Source organism: Bacillus sp. AFS073361 (assembly GCF_002567005.1).
Taxonomy (GTDB): domain Bacteria; phylum Bacillota; class Bacilli; order Bacillales; family Cytobacillaceae; genus Neobacillus.
In genome coordinates this window covers 236,004-253,665 of record NZ_NUZU01000004.1, presented here as the reverse complement: position 1 = coordinate 253,665, position 17,662 = coordinate 236,004, and the positions used below count along the sequence as shown (strand labels likewise).

At 45.0% G+C, this 17,662-nt stretch carries 15 protein-coding genes; 14 read left to right on the top strand and 1 reads right to left on the bottom strand.

Annotated features, from left to right (window positions below; all coding sequences use genetic code 11):
* Nucleotides 1-219: 219 nt before the first annotated feature.
* The 9 genes from COJ96_RS03230 (at nt 220) to COJ96_RS03190 (ending at nt 11,701) form a co-directional block, all read left to right on the top strand.
* Nucleotides 220-1,407: an acetyl-CoA C-acetyltransferase gene (locus tag COJ96_RS03230; protein WP_098571555.1), complete on the top strand. Its 1,188-nt coding sequence runs from the start codon at nt 220-222 to the stop codon at nt 1,405-1,407.
* 81 nt (nt 1,408-1,488) lie between these two features.
* The gene (locus COJ96_RS03225; protein ID WP_098571554.1) at nt 1,489-2,340 is read left to right on the top strand and encodes a 3-hydroxybutyryl-CoA dehydrogenase; all 852 of its coding nucleotides are present in this window, start codon (nt 1,489-1,491) and stop codon (nt 2,338-2,340) included.
* 78 nt (nt 2,341-2,418) lie between these two features.
* Complete coding sequence (locus COJ96_RS03220; protein WP_098571553.1) at nt 2,419-3,549, top strand: acyl-CoA dehydrogenase; 1,131 nt, start codon at nt 2,419-2,421, stop codon at nt 3,547-3,549.
* Nucleotides 3,550-3,604: 55 nt separating this feature from the next.
* A complete protein-coding gene (locus COJ96_RS03215) occupies nt 3,605-4,744 on the top strand; it encodes an acyl-CoA dehydrogenase (RefSeq protein WP_098571552.1) in 1,140 nt (379 codons plus the stop codon).
* A gap of 16 nt (nt 4,745-4,760) precedes the next feature.
* Nucleotides 4,761-5,399: a TetR/AcrR family transcriptional regulator gene (locus COJ96_RS03210; RefSeq protein ID WP_098571654.1), complete on the top strand. Its 639-nt coding sequence runs from the start codon at nt 4,761-4,763 to the stop codon at nt 5,397-5,399.
* Between the two features lie 78 nt (nt 5,400-5,477).
* Nucleotides 5,478-8,723: a fused isobutyryl-CoA mutase/GTPase IcmF gene (gene icmF / locus COJ96_RS03205; protein WP_098571551.1), complete on the top strand. Its 3,246-nt coding sequence runs from the start codon at nt 5,478-5,480 to the stop codon at nt 8,721-8,723.
* A gap of 209 nt (nt 8,724-8,932) precedes the next feature.
* Nucleotides 8,933-9,118 carry a hypothetical protein gene (locus COJ96_RS03200; protein WP_098571550.1) on the top strand — a complete coding sequence of 62 codons (186 nt, stop codon included), beginning with the start codon at nt 8,933-8,935 and terminating at the stop codon, nt 9,116-9,118.
* A gap of 170 nt (nt 9,119-9,288) precedes the next feature.
* On the top strand, nt 9,289-9,864 hold the full coding sequence (gene rpoE / locus COJ96_RS03195; protein WP_098571549.1) for a DNA-directed RNA polymerase subunit delta: 576 nt from the start codon (nt 9,289-9,291) through the stop codon (nt 9,862-9,864).
* Nucleotides 9,865-10,105: 241 nt separating this feature from the next.
* Complete coding sequence (locus COJ96_RS03190) at nt 10,106-11,701, top strand: CTP synthase (RefSeq protein WP_098571548.1); 1,596 nt, start codon at nt 10,106-10,108, stop codon at nt 11,699-11,701.
* Between the two features lie 269 nt (nt 11,702-11,970).
* Here the strand turns inward: COJ96_RS03190 and COJ96_RS03185 are convergent, their stop codons facing one another.
* Nucleotides 11,971-12,492, bottom strand: coding sequence for a DUF2529 domain-containing protein (locus COJ96_RS03185; RefSeq protein WP_098571547.1), 522 nt, complete (start codon nt 12,490-12,492; stop codon nt 11,971-11,973).
* Between the two features lie 170 nt (nt 12,493-12,662).
* Here COJ96_RS03185 and COJ96_RS03180 point away from each other — a divergent pair, with 170 nt between their 5' ends.
* The 5 genes from COJ96_RS03180 (at nt 12,663) to glpX (ending at nt 17,453) form a co-directional block, all read left to right on the top strand.
* Complete coding sequence (locus tag COJ96_RS03180; protein ID WP_026568193.1) at nt 12,663-13,034, top strand: response regulator; 372 nt, start codon at nt 12,663-12,665, stop codon at nt 13,032-13,034.
* A gap of 247 nt (nt 13,035-13,281) precedes the next feature.
* Nucleotides 13,282-14,139 (top strand): class II fructose-bisphosphate aldolase, encoded by an 858-nt coding sequence (locus COJ96_RS03175; protein ID WP_098571546.1) that lies wholly within the window; start codon nt 13,282-13,284, stop codon nt 14,137-14,139.
* Between the two features lie 143 nt (nt 14,140-14,282).
* Nucleotides 14,283-14,933 carry a fructose-6-phosphate aldolase gene (fsa, locus tag COJ96_RS03170; protein ID WP_098571545.1) on the top strand — a complete coding sequence of 217 codons (651 nt, stop codon included), beginning with the start codon at nt 14,283-14,285 and terminating at the stop codon, nt 14,931-14,933.
* 182 nt (nt 14,934-15,115) lie between these two features.
* Nucleotides 15,116-16,402, top strand: a complete 1,287-nt coding sequence (locus tag COJ96_RS03165; RefSeq protein ID WP_098571544.1) for a UDP-N-acetylglucosamine 1-carboxyvinyltransferase — start codon at nt 15,116-15,118, stop codon at nt 16,400-16,402.
* Between the two features lie 88 nt (nt 16,403-16,490).
* On the top strand, nt 16,491-17,453 hold the full coding sequence (glpX, locus tag COJ96_RS03160; RefSeq protein ID WP_026568197.1) for a class II fructose-bisphosphatase: 963 nt from the start codon (nt 16,491-16,493) through the stop codon (nt 17,451-17,453).
* Nucleotides 17,454-17,662: the final 209 nt, after the last annotated feature.

Sequence of the window (17,662 nt, the reverse complement as noted above, 5' to 3'; positions counted from 1 at the left end):
TTATTTAATTCGTAAAATTTTTAAAATTTTGTGTAAAACATTTCAACTTCTACGCTTTTTTATGTAAAATATAATTGTAAATAAAACGCTTACATTACCATTTTAAAAAAGCAGAGAACTGCGTTTCTTTTTTGTTTGTGTCCGAGCGAGCGTTCAGTCACCGGAATTATTTTTTATAAAAGTTTATCTGAATATTATGATTAGGGGAGTGTGTGAAAGATGGGAAGAACGGTTATTTTAAGCGGAGTTAGAACGCCTTTTGGAAAATTAGGAGGGGGTTTGAGCAGCTTTACTGCTTCACAGTTAGGAGGAATCGCGGTAAAAGAGGCATTAGTTCGTGCGGGCGTGAAGCCAGAAGAGGTTGAGGAAGTCATTCTTGGAACGGTCTTACAAGGGGGACAGGGGCAGATTCCATCGCGTCAGGCGGCGAAGCATGCGGGACTGCCATGGAAAGTGAAAACAGAAACCATTAATAAGGTTTGTGCATCCGGAATGCGCAGTGTCACGTTGGCTGATCAAATCATCCGCGCCGGCGATGAGGAAGTGATTGTGGCAGGCGGGATGGAATCGATGAGCAATGCTCCATATGTACTTCCAAAAGCACGCTGGGGCTTCCGCATGGGAGACGCACAGGTGAAGGATTTAATGATTCAGGACGGTTTAACCTGCAGCTTTACTGGCGTCCACATGGGGACTTATGGCAACGAAGCGGCTCAAGATATGGAAATCAGCCGTGAGGCACAGGATGAGTGGGCACTTAGAAGTCATCTGCGCGCGATTGAAGCGATAGAGAGTGGGAAGTTGGCGGAAGAAATTGTTCCGGTAGAGGTTCCACAGCGCAAAGGAGCTCCAGTGGTGGTGGCGACAGATGAAGCACCGCGAAAAGATACGTCTTTAGAGCGTTTGGCTAAATTAGCACCGGTATTTAATTCAACGGGAACGATTACGGCAGGGAATGCGCCAGGTGTCAATGACGGTGCGGCCGCCCTCGTGTTAATGAGTGAGGAACGTGCGGCTCGCGAAGGCCGTGATGCTGAAGCTGTGATTGTCGGCCATGCGGCGGTTGCGGTGGAAGCAAAGGATTTCCCAAAAACTCCGGGACTTGTCATTAATGAGCTGTTACGAAAAACAGGCAAAACAGTAGATGAAGTTGATTTATTTGAAATTAATGAAGCTTTTGCGGCGGTTGCTTTAGTCAGTGGGAAAATTGCCGGCTTGGATCCAGAAAAGATCAATGTTAATGGCGGTGCGGTCGCTTATGGTCACCCGATTGGGGCAAGCGGGGCACGCATTATTCTCACATTAATGCATGAATTAAAACGCCGCGGCGGAGGACTTGGAATTGCTGCAATTTGCAGCGGGGGCGGCCAGGGCGATGCGGTGATGATCGAGGTTCCGCGCGGATAATAGTTTTTAAGATTAGTAGATACCAAATAAAAAATGCTAGGCCGGACTCATTTCCGGCCTTCTTGGAGGGAATAGAATCGAATGAAGATTTCAAAGCTGATGGTCATTGGTGCCGGACAAATGGGATCCGGAATTGCTCAAGTTTGTGCCCAGGCAGGGTACATGGTTGTACTTAATGATTTAAAACAGGAGTTTGTGGAACGCGGCCTAGCCGGAATCAATAAACTACTTACACGAAACGTTGACAAAGGGCGCCTCACGGAAGAGCAGAAACAAGAAGTTCTCAGTAACATTACTCTGTCCACCGATCTAAATGATGCCCGTGACGTCGATCTCGTCATCGAAGCTGCCGTGGAAAACATGAACATCAAAACCAACATCTTTGCCCAGCTGGATGAAATTACCCCAGCACACGCGATACTCGCGAGCAATACCTCATCATTGCCGATCACGGAAATTGCGGCGGCCACTAAGCGTCCAGAAAAGGTAATTGGTATGCACTTTATGAACCCCGTTCCGGTTATGAAGCTTGTTGAAATCATTCGCGGTCTTGCAACATCCGATGAAGTCTACCAAGTGATTGAAGATATGACCAAAACCTTGAGTAAGGTACCCGTTGAAGTCAATGACTTTCCAGGATTTGTTTCCAATCGTATTCTGATGCCAATGATTAACGAAGCGATTTATACACTTTATGAGGGTGTGGCTACAAAGGAAGCGATCGATGAAGTCATGAAACTCGGCATGAACCACCCGATGGGGCCGTTAACCTTGGCTGATTTTATTGGTTTGGATACATGTCTTTATATCATGGAAACACTTCACCAAGGCTTTGGCGATGACAAATACCGTCCTTGTCCGCTCCTGCGCAAATATGTGAAAGCAGGCTGGCTTGGCAAGAAATCAGGGCGCGGTTTTTATACGTACGAATAGACACAGCATTTCTTCGAAAAAGGGGTCGTGATAATGATGAGCACCACGATAGTACATTCCTCCAAAGGGGAGACCACCATGAATCTTACATTCACCGAAGAACAAGAAATGATGCGAAAAATGGTCCGCGATTTTGCGAACAGCGAAATTGCCCCATTCATTGAGAATATGGAAAGAGGAGAATTTCCGCGCGAAATTCTCCGCAAAATGGGGGAGCTTGGGTTAATGGGGATTCCTGTCCCAGAGAAATATGGCGGTGCGGCGATGGACTTCACCTCCTATATCCTAGCAATCCATGAACTTTCTAAAGTAAGCGCTACCATTGGGGTAATCCTTTCTGTGCATACCTCGGTCTGCACAAACCCAATCCTTTATTTTGGAACAGAGCAGCAGAAAGAGAAATACGTGCCGAAATTGGCTTCAGGGGAGTATCTCGGTGCATTTTGCTTAACCGAACCGAGTTCAGGATCGGATGCGGCCAGCTTAAAGTCCCGTGCCGTCAAGAAAGGCGATCATTACGTCATCAACGGATCGAAGGTGTTCATTACGAACGGCGGAGAAGCTGATGTGTATATTGTTTTTGCGAAAACAAATCCTGAACTAGGCAGCAAGGGGATTTCAGCGTTTATTGTTGAAAAAAATACTCCTGGCTTTATCGTCGGCAAAGATGAGAAGAAAATGGGCTTGCATGGCTCGAGAACGGTCCAACTTACGTTCGAGGATATGCATGTTCCGGCTGAAAACCTGCTGGGTGCTGAGGGCGAAGGCTTTAAGATTGCAATGGCCAACCTTGATGTCGGCCGCATCGGGATTGCGACCCAGGCGCTTGGGATTGCTGAGGCCGCACTGTCAGCCGCAACCACCTATGCTGGGGACCGCCACCAATTTGGAAAGCCGATTGCCGCTCAACAAGGGATTGGCTTTAAATTAGCGGACATGGCGACCAGTGTGGAAGCAGCGAAACTATTAGTCTATCGTGCGGCGTATTTACGGACGCATGGAAAAAAATGTACGTTGGAAGCGTCAATGGCGAAATTGTTCGCGACGAAAACGGCGGTGGAAGTCACCACCGAAGCGATTCAAGTTTTCGGCGGCTACGGATACACCGAAGACTATCCGGTCGAGCGCTATTTCCGAGATGCAAAAATCACGGAAATTTATGAAGGAACAAGTGAAATTCAACGGATTGTTATTAGTAAGCATGTATAAATTTGGCTCTTATATGCGAAAACAGCCTTAAACATATCCACTAGGAGGACTTGAAATGAACTTTAAACTCTCTGAAGAACATGAAATGATTCGGAAAATGGTTCGTGATTTTGCCCGGAATGAAGTGGCTCCGACGGCAGCGGAGCGCGATGAGGAAGAACGCTTTGACCGTGAGATTTTTGACAAAATGGCGGAGCTGGGTTTAACCGGGATTCCGTGGCCGGAAGAGTACGGCGGCATTGGCAGTGATTATCTGGCGTACTGTATCGCAGTAGAAGAGCTTTCCCGCGTTGACGCATCAACGGGCGTTATGCTCTCAGCCCATACTTCTCTAGCGGGCTGGCCGATTTATAAATTTGGCAGTGAGGAGCAAAAACAAACCTACCTGCGCCCAATGGCAGAAGGGACAAAAATTGGCGCCTACGGCTTAACAGAGCCTGGCAGCGGTTCGGATGCCGGCGGAATGAGAACGACTGCTCGTCGTGAAGGCGATCATTATGTTCTCAATGGCTCGAAGATTTTCATTACGAATGGTGGGGTAGCGGACATTTATGTGGTGTTTGCATTAACCGACCCTTCAAGCAGACAAAAAGGAACCACCGCATTTATTATCGAGAGCGACTTCCCAGGCTTTTCAGTTGGGAAAAAAGAAAAGAAACTCGGAATTCGTTCTTCACCGACCACTGAAATTATTTTTGAAGATTGTAAGGTTCCAATTGCTAACAGACTCGGAGAAGAAGGCGAAGGCTTTAAAATTGCTATGATGACGCTTGATGGCGGCCGCAACGGTATTGCTGCTCAAGCAGTGGGGATTGCTCAAGGGGCGCTTGACGCAGCCGCAGACTATGCCAAGGAACGTCATCAATTCGGCAAACCAATCGTCGCAAATCAAGGGATTGCCTTTAAACTCGCAGATATGGCCACAGGGATTGAGGCCTCACGACTATTAACGTATCAAGCCGCATGGCTCGAGTCGCAAGGTCTGCCGTACGGCAAGGAGTCGGCGATGTCGAAGTTATTTGCAGGCGATACGGCGATGAAGGTAACAACCGAGGCTGTTCAGATTTTTGGCGGCTATGGCTATACAAAGGATTATCCAGTGGAGCGCTTCATGCGCGATGCAAAAATTACGCAAATCTATGAAGGCACACAAGAAATTCAACGACTTGTGATCTCGCGGATGATCACGAAGTAAGGCGGGTTAGAACATGATAAAAAAACGAGAAGTACTGGCTTCTGTAAAGGATGAACGTCTTGTTCAGAAACGGCGGGACCAAATGATTAAAGGGGCCGTCAGCCTTTTTAAAGAAAAAGGCTTTCACCGGACGACAACGAGGGAAATCGCCAAAGCCGCAGGATTCAGTATTGGGACCCTTTACGAATACATCCGCTCGAAGGAAGATGTCCTGTACCTCGTCTGTGACAGCATTTATGAACATGTGAGTGAACGCCTTGAGCAGGATTTGGAGCAGAAAAAAGGCACCCTTTCAAGTCTGAAGCTTGGGGTGGGGCATTATTTCCGGGTTATGGATGAGATGCAGGATGAAGTGCTGGTCATGTATCAAGAAGCCAAATCGCTGACGAAGGACGCCCTTCCATATGTGCTGAAAAAAGAAATTGAAATGGCGGCGATGTTTGAGAGCCTAATGGTCCGCTGTGTCGAAAATGGAGAACTGGAGTTATCGGAAAAACAGATCGCACTGATTTCCCATAACATTATTGTTGAGGGACAAATGTGGGCGTTCCGGCGCTGGGCCCTTCAAAAATTATATACGCTAGATGAATATATTGAACTGCAAACAGAGCAATTGTTTCACGGGATTCATACGTCAACACAGGCTAGGTCGTAATGTTGACCAGGTGACGATGCTGATTGGAGCGGAAATCAACATCCAAGTTTAATACAGCCTATAAAAAGGGGGAGAACGATGGGGAATTATCAACCGAAACATCATATTCGCTTTGTCACAGCTTCAAGTTTGTTTGACGGGCATGATGCTTCCATCAATATTATGAGGCGGATTCTGCAGGCGAGCGGGGCGGAGGTCATCCATCTCGGCCATAATCGCTCGGTAGAGGAAGTCGTAAACGCGGCGATCCAGGAGGATGTGCAGGGAATTGCGATCTCTTCATATCAAGGCGGGCATGTCGAGTATTTCAAATATATGTACGATTTGTTGAAAGAAAAGGGTGCGCCGAATATTCGTATTTTTGGCGGCGGCGGCGGGGTAATTATCCCGCGCGAAATCGATGAGCTCCATGAGTATGGGATTTCGTGGATCTTCTCCCCTGAGGATGGCCGCAGGATGGGGCTGCAGGGCATGATTGACCGGATGATGGAGGAGTGCGATTTTGCGACGGTCCCGCACGATGTAGCCAATCAAATCGAGAAGCTGCCGAGTGGGGATGTCAATGCGGTGGCAAAGCTGATCACGATTGCGGAGCTTCATGTCGATGGGACAAATGAAGCAGCGGCAACGGCTGAGCGAGTGCTCGATCAAGTGAAGTCACTCGAGAAAGAGATTCCTGTCGTTGGGATTACGGGAACGGGCGGTGCCGGGAAAAGTTCATTGACCGATGAATTAATCCGCCGCTTTATTAATGAACTGCCTGATAAAAAGGTAGCAATTCTGTCAGTTGATCCGACGAAGCAAAAGACGGGGGGCGCCCTGCTTGGGGACCGAATCCGCATGAATGCGATTTTTTCCCCGAACGTGTATATGCGCTCGCTGGCTACAAGGAGTTCCAAAAGTGAACTTTCACTGGCAATTAAGGATGCGGTTGCTGTTACGAAGGCAGCTGGCTTTGATCTCGTCATTGTCGAGACGAGCGGAATCGGCCAGGGAGATGCGGGAATTACGGAGATTTGCGATGTTTCTTTGTATGTGATGACGAGTGAGTTTGGGGCGCCGTCCCAGCTCGAGAAGATTGACATGATTGATTTTGCGGACCTGATTGTTATCAATAAGTTTGAGCGCAAGGGCTCGGAGGACGCGAAGCGCCAGGTGCAAAAGCAATACCAGCGCAGCCATATGCTTTTTGAAAAAGACATTGATGACATGCCGGTATATGGAACGATTGCGAGTCAGTTTAATGATCCGGGAACAAATGGCTTGTTTGCAGCGCTGATTGAAAAAATTAACGATAAAATGGGTACGGGCTGGGTGACCAATTTTACTAAAGATGCCTTAGTGGAAAAACAGAACGTGATTATCCCAACCGACCGCCGTTATTATTTACGGGAAATTTCTGAAACGGTGCGCGGCTATCACCGGAAAGCGGAAGAACAGGCGGGGATTGCCCGGAAGTTATTCCAGTTAGAAGGGGCGATGGAAGCGGTCAGCGATGCGGCAGTGATTGCAGCGTTAGAGGCGGTTATGCAAGAGACGGAAGCGAAACTGACACCTGAATCTCGGAAAATTCTTGAGGGCTGGGCAAAAACGCGGGAGGCGTATTCCGGCGACAAGTTCGTGACGAGAATCCGTGATAAAGAGATTATTACCGTGTTGAGATCGAAAAGCTTATCAGGGCTCGATATTCCGAAAGTAGTGCTGCCAAAGTATAAGGATTACGGGGAAATCCTCCGCTGGGTTTACCAGGAAAACGTCCCGGGTTCTTTCCCATATACGGCTGGGGTATTTCCGTTTAAGCGCGAAGGCGAGGATCCAAAACGCCAGTTTGCTGGGGAGGGGACACCGGAGCGCACGAATCGCCGTTTCCACTATTTATCGAAGGATGATGAGGCGAAACGCTTAAGTACGGCGTTTGACTCCGTGACCCTGTATGGTGAAGACCCGGATCACCGTCCGGATATTTTCGGGAAGGTCGGCGAAAGCGGCGTTAGTGTTTGTACATTAGATGATATGAAAAAGTTGTATGATGGCTTTGATTTATGTCATCCGTCAACCTCGGTATCCATGACCATTAACGGTCCCGCACCGATTATTTTAGCAATGTTTATGAATACAGCGATTGATCAGCAGGTGCAGCGGAAGGAAGCCGAGCTTGGCCGGGTGTTAACGGTGGAGGAATTTGCGGAAGTTCGTGCCTATACACTCCGTACGGTGCGCGGTACAGTGCAGGCTGATATTTTAAAAGAAGACCAAGGTCAAAATACATGTATCTTCTCAACGGAATTTGCGCTGCGGATGATGGGCGATATTCAGCAATATTTCATTGACCATCAAGTGCGCAACTATTATTCCGTCTCGATTTCGGGGTATCATATTGCCGAAGCAGGCGCCAATCCGATTTCACAGCTAGCGTTTACGTTGTCTAATGGGTTTACCTATGTAGAGTACTATTTGAGCCGCGGTATGAAGATTGATGATTTTGCACCGAACTTGTCCTTCTTCTTCTCAAATGGCCTGGATCCGGAGTATACCGTAATTGGCCGGGTGGCCCGCCGTATTTGGGCGACAGTGATGCGCGATAAATATGGGGCAAACGAACGAAGTCAAAAATTGAAGTACCATGTTCAGACGTCGGGGCGTTCGCTGCATGCACAGGAAATTGATTTTAATGATATTCGGACGACACTGCAGGCTTTAATGGCCTTGCAAGATAATTGTAATTCCCTTCATACGAATGCTTATGATGAGGCGATTACCACGCCAACTGAGGAATCAGTACGCCGCGCGATGGCGATTCAGATGATTATTACGAAAGAGCATGGCTTATCCAAAAATGAAAATCCGCTCCAAGGATCATTTATTGTGGAGGAGTTAACGGATCTAGTGGAGGAAGCGGTACTGCAAGAGTTTGAACGCTTGAATGATCGCGGCGGTGTGCTTGGGTCCATGGAAACCCAGTATCAGCGCGGCAAAATTCAGGATGAATCGATGTATTATGAAATGAAAAAACACACGGGTGAATTACCGATTATCGGTGTGAATACGTATCTGAATCCAAATCCTCCGTCAGAAGAAGACGTCAATAATATGGAATTAGCGCGCGCGTCTTACGAAGAGAAGGAACTGCAAATTCAAAATCTGCGTACCTTCCAGGAAAGTCATGCAGCGTCGGCGGGAGAAGCATTGCAACGTTTGAAAGAAGCTGCCGTCAAAAATGGCAATATCTTCGCCGAGTTAATGGAAACCGTCCAAGTCGCCAGTCTCGGCCAAATCACCAGAGCCCTTTACGAAGTCGGCGGGCAATATCGCAGGAATATGTAAGTAAGAAAAGCGCAAGTGCCCTGTTCAGCACTGGAGCTGGACAATTTTTAAAGTCGAAAATTATTTCTTATCATTTAGGGTGTCAGGCACACATGGTGCCTGACACCAATTTTTGTAATAAAACTCCTTTTATGAGATATTATTATTTGCGGTGATCTTATATAATGATTTAGCGTACATACTTCGAGGGATTTGGGCAGGTGGAGCAAATGAGGTTTAGTTATATTTTAATCATTTTAGTTGTGTTTGCCTGGCCGTTAAATTATCTCTATCAACGTCAGTTGGGAGCAGTCTCGTTCTTCTTGCTAGCAATCTTCTTTCTAGTGATTGCGCTGAAAGAGATGAAAAAGCAGAAGCAGGCAAAGGAGAAAGATGGAAAAAGACCTCGTCCATAAAAATTCAGATGAAACAACTCACTAGCACTAGCATAAACCGGAAGAATTTGTTTATAATGAAGAATATGCTTATTTTGGGCAGAAACTAGATTAGACAGTTTATATCAATTTATTGATAGTCCGTTATTCACTCATTTAAGAGTGTTAAATAGAGAAAGGAAGTGCCGATATTGAGTTTAGCACAATACTCAAAAGAGGAATTACAAGAATTTTCCCTAATGGAAATGGCTTATGAATACTTGAAAAATAGTAAACAGCCGATTGCCTTTAATGAACTAGTAGAAGAAATTAAACAAGCTTCAGGGATTTCTGATGATGAAGTTCGTTCCCGACTTGCTCAATTTTACACCGACATCAATGTGGATGGCCGTTTCCTTTCATTAGGAAGTAACCGCTGGGGACTTCGTGTCTGGTATCCAGTCGATACAGCTGAAGAAGAAGTGGTTGCCGTTGTGAAACCGAAGAAGAAGAAGGCGAAGAAGGTTGTCGATGAAGACGATCTCGAAGATTTCGATGAAGTCGATGAGATTGAAGATGACTTTGATGACTTTGACGATGAAGATGATCTGCTTGATGATGAAGAAGATCTTGATATCGATGAAGATGATGATCTTGATCTTGACGACGATGATGATGCCATTGAAGATGATCTTGACATTGAATTGGATGAAGAAGATGATCTAGACGATGACCTTGAGGATGAAGAAGAAGAATTTGATGATGAGGAAGAAGTCGAAGAAGATTAATCCACTTGACTTTTTTTCCACGCCCTTGTATTATCTTTTTTGGGCTCCTTAAAAAGAGGACGATACATTATTTACTTATAATACGCTCCCTACCACAAGTAGGCGAGCGTTTTTTATTGTTCAAAAAACTCATGTTTCACGGAGTTTTTTCATTTTTTACGGGCGTAAGGAAAATATTTTTTTACAAAAACCCTTAAACAAACTGAATAATGTACAAACTGTATAAGAGGGGGAAATATTTATGACAAAATATATTTTTGTAACTGGTGGTGTGGTTTCATCACTAGGAAAAGGAATTACGGCAGCATCATTAGGCCGTTTATTGAAAAATCGGGGCGTGAATGTAACCATTCAAAAATTCGACCCATACATTAACGTCGACCCGGGAACGATGAGTCCTTATCAGCACGGTGAAGTGTTCGTAACAGGTGATGGCGCTGAAACCGATTTGGACTTAGGTCACTATGAGCGTTTTATCGACATTAACTTAAACAAGTATTCAAACGTAACAACCGGAAAAATTTATTCAACGGTTTTACGGAAAGAGCGCCGTGGTGATTATTTAGGGGCAACGGTTCAGGTTATTCCGCATATCACCAATGAAATTAAGGAACGTTGCTTCCGTGCCGGGAAAGAAACAAATGCTGATGTCGTGATTACGGAAATTGGCGGAACGGTAGGGGACATTGAATCTCTTCCATTCCTTGAAGCGATTCGCCAAATCAAGAGCGATATCGGTTCCGAAAATGTAATGTATATTCATTGTACATTAATTCCGTACATCAAGGCAGCGGGCGAAATGAAAACAAAGCCGACCCAGCATAGTGTCAAAGAACTGCGCAGTCTTGGTATTCAGCCAAATATTATTGTTGTGCGTACAGAAATGCCGGTTTCACAGGACATGAAGGATAAAATTGCCTTGTTCTGTGATATTGACTCAAAAGCTGTGATTGAATGTATGGACGCAGACACGCTGTATTCGATCCCACTTGCCCTTCAAGAGCAAAACATGGATCAAATCGTGTGTGACCATTTGAAATTATCCGTAAAAGAAGCGGATATGACCGAGTGGAAAGTACTCGTAGACCGCGTAACTCATCTTTCCGGCAAGACACGTATTGGTCTAGTCGGAAAATATGTGGAACTTCAAGATGCTTATATTTCTGTGGTTGAAGCAATGAAACATGCAGGCTATGCGTTTGATGCCGATGTGGAAATCAAATGGATTAATTCAGAAGATGTGACGCGTGAAAATGTAGCGGAACTTTTGGATGATGTGGATGGAGTTCTTGTTCCAGGCGGCTTTGGTGACCGCGGGATTGAAGGGAAAATTGAAGCAACTCGTTATGCTCGTGAGCAGAAGAAGCCGTTCCTTGGTATTTGTTTAGGAATGCAGCTAGCAACCATTGAATTTGCCCGTAATGTGCTTGGATTGGAAGGGGCGCATTCCGCAGAATTTGTACCAGAAACAGCTTATCCAATCATTGATTTACTCCCTGAACAGAAAGATGTGGAGGATTTGGGCGGAACATTGCGTCTAGGTCTATATCCAGCTCGTATTGTTGAGGGTACGAAGGCGTTTGAAGCGTATGACGAAGAGGTTGTTTATGAGCGTCACCGTCATCGCTATGAATTTAACAATCATTTCCGTAAAGACATGGAAGCAGCAGGCTTCATTTTCTCAGGTACGAGCCCAGACGGCCGCTTAGTGGAAATTGTTGAGTTGAAGGACCATCCGTGGTTTGTGGCATCACAATTCCATCCGGAGTTTGTCTCAAGACCAAATCGTCCACAGCCGTTATTCCGTGACTTTATTAAAGCATCTTTACAAAAATAAGGTAGTATTCAGGACCAGTTATCTGGTCCTTATTTTTTTTGATATCATTTTTTGGTGTCAGGCACCAGTGGGTGTATTCCCAAAAATTGTATAATTGTACAAAACACCTCAATATTTGTACAAAAGTATGGAAAACTTGTACATAACCTTGCGAAATATCAACAAAAGGGTCCCGAAATGGTACAAAACTCCTTAAAAGTCGAATAACCCCAAGTTTACCTCCCGGGAAATAATCAAGGGCAATAAAAAAACGGGTTCAAAACCCGCTTTTACTCTTCATATTCTGCCAAAATCTCTTCAATTGTAAATTTCAAGCCGTAATAAACGAACAAAGCTGCCATCGAAGAGGGATATCCGTACCGATTTCCTTCATCATCTGGGAGCAAGGCTTTGGTCAGCCGCAAATCAATCAGGAGATCCGCTGATTCCTGTAAGAGTTCACCACCCGGAACGGAGGTCGCCACCGCAACAAATGGAATTCCTTTTTCGCGAAGCTGTTCGGCAAGCTTAAGTCCAGACTCATCATTAGAATAACGCGTGAACATCAATACACGATCGGATTCGGTTAATTCCTCAACACTGTTAAAAATCTTGGCACCCGAAAACGGTTCTGCCCCTTCCAAAGCCTCGAACTCGACCGCTTTCATTTCCTTTGTAGTAAAAATATATATAGACCCATCGCCAACCGGTGCCTGGGCAAGCAATCGGGCTCCGTCTTCAAACGAATATTCTTCTTTTTCTTCAAGCCGTTTAAACAAACCGGTTAATTGGGTAGTAAACATTTTTAACATAAAAACCCTCCTTTTCACCCTTTTATTATAAGCGTTTTTTCGATATTGCAAAAATATTAACAAAATCCGAGAAATTTTGCAGGAGATTATTTTCCAAATAGAGAAATATAACAAGTGATAAATAGTGGGATAATAAAAGTGCATCAAGTAAACAAGGAAGAGGTGGAGTTATGAAAGAGAAAATTTTAATCGTTGATGATCAGTTTGGCATTAGAATTTTACTAAATGAAGTGTTTCAAAAAGAGGGGTATCAAACATATCAGGCAGCCAATGGCATTCAGGCCCTTGAAATTGTGACAAAACATGACCCCGACCTTGTCCTATTGGATATGAAAATCCCTGGAATGGATGGAATTGAAATTTTAAAACGAATGAAGGTAATTGACCCGGATATCCGCGTCATTATTATGACAGCTTATGGTGAACTGGATATGATTCAAGAGGCCAAGGATCTTGGTGCGATTACCCATTTTGCGAAGCCGTTTGATATTGATGATATACGCGCAGCTGTTAGGAAACACATTCCCCAAAAAATGAATTAAATTTTGTTTTTTGGCCTTGAAATATAAGGAAAGTGCTTACATAGAAAATGGGCGCGCTTTCATTATGACAGTTTACAAAACTGCATTTAAATAATGGCATTTCGCCCCCTGGTTTGATATGATACATATGAACTTTTTACTGGTTGTTTATCTTTTTAAGGAATACATAATCCGTAAAATTGAGGGAAAACCTTAATATGGAAGACCGAATTGAAAAGATATCTGCCTAATTTAAGGAGGAATAGAAATGCCATTAGTTTCCATGAAAGAAATGCTCATTAAAGCCAAAGCTGAAGGCTATGCGGTTGGGCAATTTAACTTAAATAACTTAGAATTTACTCAAGCGATTCTTCAAGCTGCACAAGCTGAGAATTCACCTGTAATTCTTGGTGTTTCTGAAGGGGCAGCTCGTTATATGTCCGGCTTCAAAACAGTTGTAAAAATGGTTGAAGGCTTAATGGAAGATTTGAAAATTACCGTTCCTGTAGCAATTCACCTTGACCACGGTTCAAGCTTTGATAAGTGTAAAGAAGCGATTGATGCAGGTTTCACATCTGTTATGATCGATGCTTCCCACCATCCATTTGAAGAAAATATTGAAATTACTTCAAAAGTAGTTGAATATGCACATTCAAAAGGTGTGTCTGTTGAAGCGGAATTAGGAACTGTTGGCGGCCAGGAAGACGACGTTGTTGCTGATGGCGTTATCTACGCAGATCCTAAAGAATGTGAAGAATTAGTAAAACGCACAGGTATCGACTGTCTTGCACCAGCTTTAGGTTCTGTTCATGGTCCTTACAAGGGTGAACCAAACCTTGGATTTGCTGAAATGGAAGAAATCGGAAACATTACTGGTCTTCCATTAGTCCTTCACGGCGGAACTGGTATCCCATTAAAAGATATCCAAAAATCTGTTTCTCTTGGAACAGCGAAAATCAACGTGAACACTGAAAACCAAATCGCATCTGCAAAAGCAGTACGTGAAACATTAGCTGCGAAGCCAGAAGAGTACGATCCACGTAAATATTTAGGACCAGCTCGCGATGCAATCAAAGAAACAGTTATCGGCAAAATCCGCGAATTCGGTTCTGCAGGTAAAGCTTAATCGAACAATGGCAAATGTCTAACCACATTTCATATTTGTTCTAGAATATGATAAAATGTAAACCGTCCTGGTAGTACTATTAGGACGGTTTCATTCTGTAAAAAGAAATTTGAATATTTAGTCGGAAAATGGAGGGATTAATTATGAAGTTTTTTATTGATACAGCTAATTTAGACGAGATCCGCGAAGCCCATGACCTTGGATTACTTGCAGGTGTAACTACTAATCCATCATTAGTCGCTAGAGAAAAAGGTGTTTCTTTTCACGACCGCTTAAGAGAAATTACGGCACTTGTGCCTGGTTCTGTTAGTGCAGAAGTTATTGCGCTTGATGCAGAAGGCATGATTCGAGAAGGAAGAGAGCTTGCAGCAATCGCTCCGAATATTACCGTAAAAGTTCCAATGACTCCAGATGGGTTAAAAGCAACTCATGCTTTTACACAAGAAGGAATCAAAACAAACGTAACCCTCATTTTTAGTCCGAACCAGGCCTTACTTGCGGCAAGAGCTGGAGCCACCTATGTTTCTCCATTTCTAGGCAGATTAGATGATATCGGCCAAAACGGTTTAGATCTAATTTCAACTATTTCAGACATCTTCAACGTGCATGGCATTGAATCAGAAATCATTGCAGCCTCCATTCGTAATCCAATTCACGTCACAGAAGCAGCGTTACGAGGCGCTCATATTGCAACCATTCCATACAAAGTATTAATGGGATTATTCCATCATCCATTAACAGATAAAGGGATTGAAGGCTTCTTAAAAGATTGGAATTCCCGAACAGAAGCATAATTATTCCCATTTCGTGTAAATTTTTTTAATTGCCATACATGAAAATAAAAATTTGGTGTAAACTAAAGGATAGACAAGTTGTCGGATTTTGACTTTTAATGCAGGAAAAATATACCTAGAGCCTCATTTCGTAATAAGCGGATTGTACCGTTTGACTTACAGGGCTTAGAAGGGAGTCGAATATGGAAAAACTTAAAATTGCGGGTGGCTATCCGTTAAAGGGAACGGTTCGGATCAGCGGGGCGAAAAATAGTGCCGTTGCGTTAATCCCTGCAACCATTTTAGCGGAATCACCAGTGACAATTGAGGGATTGCCGGACATTTCAGACGTTGAAATCTTGAAGGACCTCCTTGAAGAAATCGGCGGTAACGTTCAGCTTTCTGATAACGAGATGACGGTTGACCCATCGACCATGATTTCCATGCCCCTGCCAAACGGGAAAGTAAAAAAGCTCCGTGCTTCTTATTACTTAATGGGTGCTATGCTTGGCCGTTTTAAAAAGGCAGTCATTGGCCTTCCTGGCGGATGCTATTTAGGTCCAAGACCGATTGATCAGCATATTAAAGGTTTCGAAGCACTCGGGGCTCAAATTACCAATGAGCAAGGTGCGATTTATTTACGTGCGGACGAGCTTCGCGGTGCCCGTATATACCTTGATGTGGTCAGTGTGGGTGCGACGATTAATATCATGCTGGCAGCGGTTCGCGCCAAAGGGCGGACGGTCATTGAAAATGCGGCGAAGGAACCGGAAATCATTGATGTCGCGACATTGTTAACGAGTATGGGTGCGAAGATTAAAGGGGCTGGAACGGACGTCATTCGTATCGATGGGGTGGAAGCGCTTCATGGCTGCCGTCACACGATTATTCCAGACCGGATTGAAGCTGGTACGTATATGATTTTGGGTGCCGCCGTGGGCGAGGGTGTCCTCATCGACAACGTTATCCCGCAGCATTTAGAATCATTGATTGCCAAATTGCGAGAAATGGGTGTCCATGTGGAGTCTGGCGATGACCAAGTGTTTGTGGACGGGTCTTCGAAATTGAAGGCCGTCGATATCAAGACGCTCGTCTATCCTGGATTTCCAACCGATCTCCAGCAGCCATTTACCACCCTTTTGACAAGAGCAACCGGCTCAAGTGTCGTAACTGACACGATTTACGGTGCCCGTTTCAAGCATATTGATGAACTGCGTAGGATGAACGGCAACATTAAAGTTGAAGGTCGTTCTGCCATCATCAATGGTCCAGTTCAATTGCAGGGAGCGAAAGTGAAGGCAAGTGACCTTAGGGCAGGCGCAGCACTGTTCATTGCCGGCCTGATGGCAGAGGGAATTACCGAAGTAACCGGGCTCGAGCATATTGACCGCGGCTACAGCGACCTCGTTGGAAAACTAAATGGCCTCGGCGCCACAGTTTGGCGGGAAGCTTTAACGAAGGAAGAAGTAGAACAGATGAAGAATAATTGATTTTTACCATATGGATAAAGCTTAGGCGTTGACTATAAGCTACTGAAGTTGAAGAGACATCTAAAGAGACTTAAGGGAGATGGAGACGATGGAAAGAAGTTTAACGATGGAGCTTGTCCGTGTCACAGAAGCCGCAGCACTTGCTTCAGCCCGCTGGATGGGCCGTGGGAAGAAAGATGAGGCGGACGGTGCAGCTACATCGGCCATGCGTGATGTGTTTGACACCGTGCCAATGAAGGGAACTGTCGTAATCGGTGAAGGGGAAATGGATGAAGCACCGATGCTTTATATTGGCGAGAAACTAGGGACAGGCTATGGTCCGCGTGTTGACGTTGCGGTTGATCCGCTCGAAGGCACCAATATTTTAGCATCAGGCGGCTGGAATGCCTTAGCGGTTTTAGCGGTCGCAGACCATGGAAATCTTCTTCATGCTCCTGATATGTATATGGAAAAAATTGCGGTTGGCCCTGAAGCAGTCGGACATATTGATATCAATGCGTCTGTTCTTGATAACTTAAAAGCTGTGGCCAAAGCGAAGAATAAAGATATTGAGGATGTTGTGGCGACTGTCTTAAATCGTCCGCGTCATGAGCATATCATTGCCCAGCTTCGTGAGGCTGGCGCACGGATCAAATTGATTAACGATGGTGACGTGGCAGGTGCGATTAATACCGCCTTTGACAATACCGGCGTCGATATTCTTTTTGGTTCTGGCGGTGCCCCTGAAGGCGTTCTTTCAGCGGTGGCGTTAAAATGTCTTGGCGGTGAAATCATCGGAAAATTACTGCCGCAAAGTGATGCGGAACTCGAGCGCTGCATCAAAATGGGACTTGATGTTAATCGTGTCCTCCGGATGGAAGACCTGGTAAAAGGCGATGACGCCATTTTTGCTGCAACCGGGGTCACAGACGGCGAATTACTGCGCGGTGTTCAATTCAAAGGTTCATACGGCTCAACACACTCCATCGTCATGCGTGCCAAATCAGGCACCGTCCGCTTCGTCGAAGGCCGTCACAGCTTAAAGAAAAAACCAAACCTAGTGATTAAATAAACGGTGCCAAAAGTAAGGGTGCCTGACACCAATTGGGTGTCAGGCACCCTTCATGGCATCATCACTTAAATGACAGGCTGTGTTAAAACGCCCGCGAACCGCTCGCGCTTGGAACGGAAATCGACAGACAAGTTTAACGCTGCCAATAACTCCTATTACACTCCATTAGGGATTATCCTTCAAGAAGAAATTCCCAATGAACGAAAATA

What these genes read in the sequence shown, in the direction of transcription:
- COJ96_RS03230 (WP_098571555.1), top strand. Translation starts at nt 220, where the DNA reads ATGGGAAGAACGGTTATTTTAAGCGGAGTTAGAACGCCTTTTGGAAAA.
- COJ96_RS03225 (WP_098571554.1), top strand. Translation starts at nt 1,489, where the DNA reads ATGAAGATTTCAAAGCTGATGGTCATTGGTGCCGGACAAATGGGATCC.
- COJ96_RS03220 (WP_098571553.1), top strand. Translation starts at nt 2,419, where the DNA reads ATGAATCTTACATTCACCGAAGAACAAGAAATGATGCGAAAAATGGTC.
- COJ96_RS03215 (WP_098571552.1), top strand. Translation starts at nt 3,605, where the DNA reads ATGAACTTTAAACTCTCTGAAGAACATGAAATGATTCGGAAAATGGTT.
- icmF (WP_098571551.1), top strand. Translation starts at nt 5,478, where the DNA reads ATGGGGAATTATCAACCGAAACATCATATTCGCTTTGTCACAGCTTCA.
- COJ96_RS03200 (WP_098571550.1), top strand. Translation starts at nt 8,933, where the DNA reads ATGAGGTTTAGTTATATTTTAATCATTTTAGTTGTGTTTGCCTGGCCG.
- COJ96_RS03190 (WP_098571548.1), top strand. Translation starts at nt 10,106, where the DNA reads ATGACAAAATATATTTTTGTAACTGGTGGTGTGGTTTCATCACTAGGA.
- COJ96_RS03185 (WP_098571547.1), bottom strand. Translation starts at nt 12,492, where the DNA reads ATGTTAAAAATGTTTACTACCCAATTAACCGGTTTGTTTAAACGGCTT.
- COJ96_RS03180 (WP_026568193.1), top strand. Translation starts at nt 12,663, where the DNA reads ATGAAAGAGAAAATTTTAATCGTTGATGATCAGTTTGGCATTAGAATT.
- COJ96_RS03175 (WP_098571546.1), top strand. Translation starts at nt 13,282, where the DNA reads ATGCCATTAGTTTCCATGAAAGAAATGCTCATTAAAGCCAAAGCTGAA.
- fsa (WP_098571545.1), top strand. Translation starts at nt 14,283, where the DNA reads ATGAAGTTTTTTATTGATACAGCTAATTTAGACGAGATCCGCGAAGCC.
- COJ96_RS03165 (WP_098571544.1), top strand. Translation starts at nt 15,116, where the DNA reads ATGGAAAAACTTAAAATTGCGGGTGGCTATCCGTTAAAGGGAACGGTT.
- glpX (WP_026568197.1), top strand. Translation starts at nt 16,491, where the DNA reads ATGGAAAGAAGTTTAACGATGGAGCTTGTCCGTGTCACAGAAGCCGCA.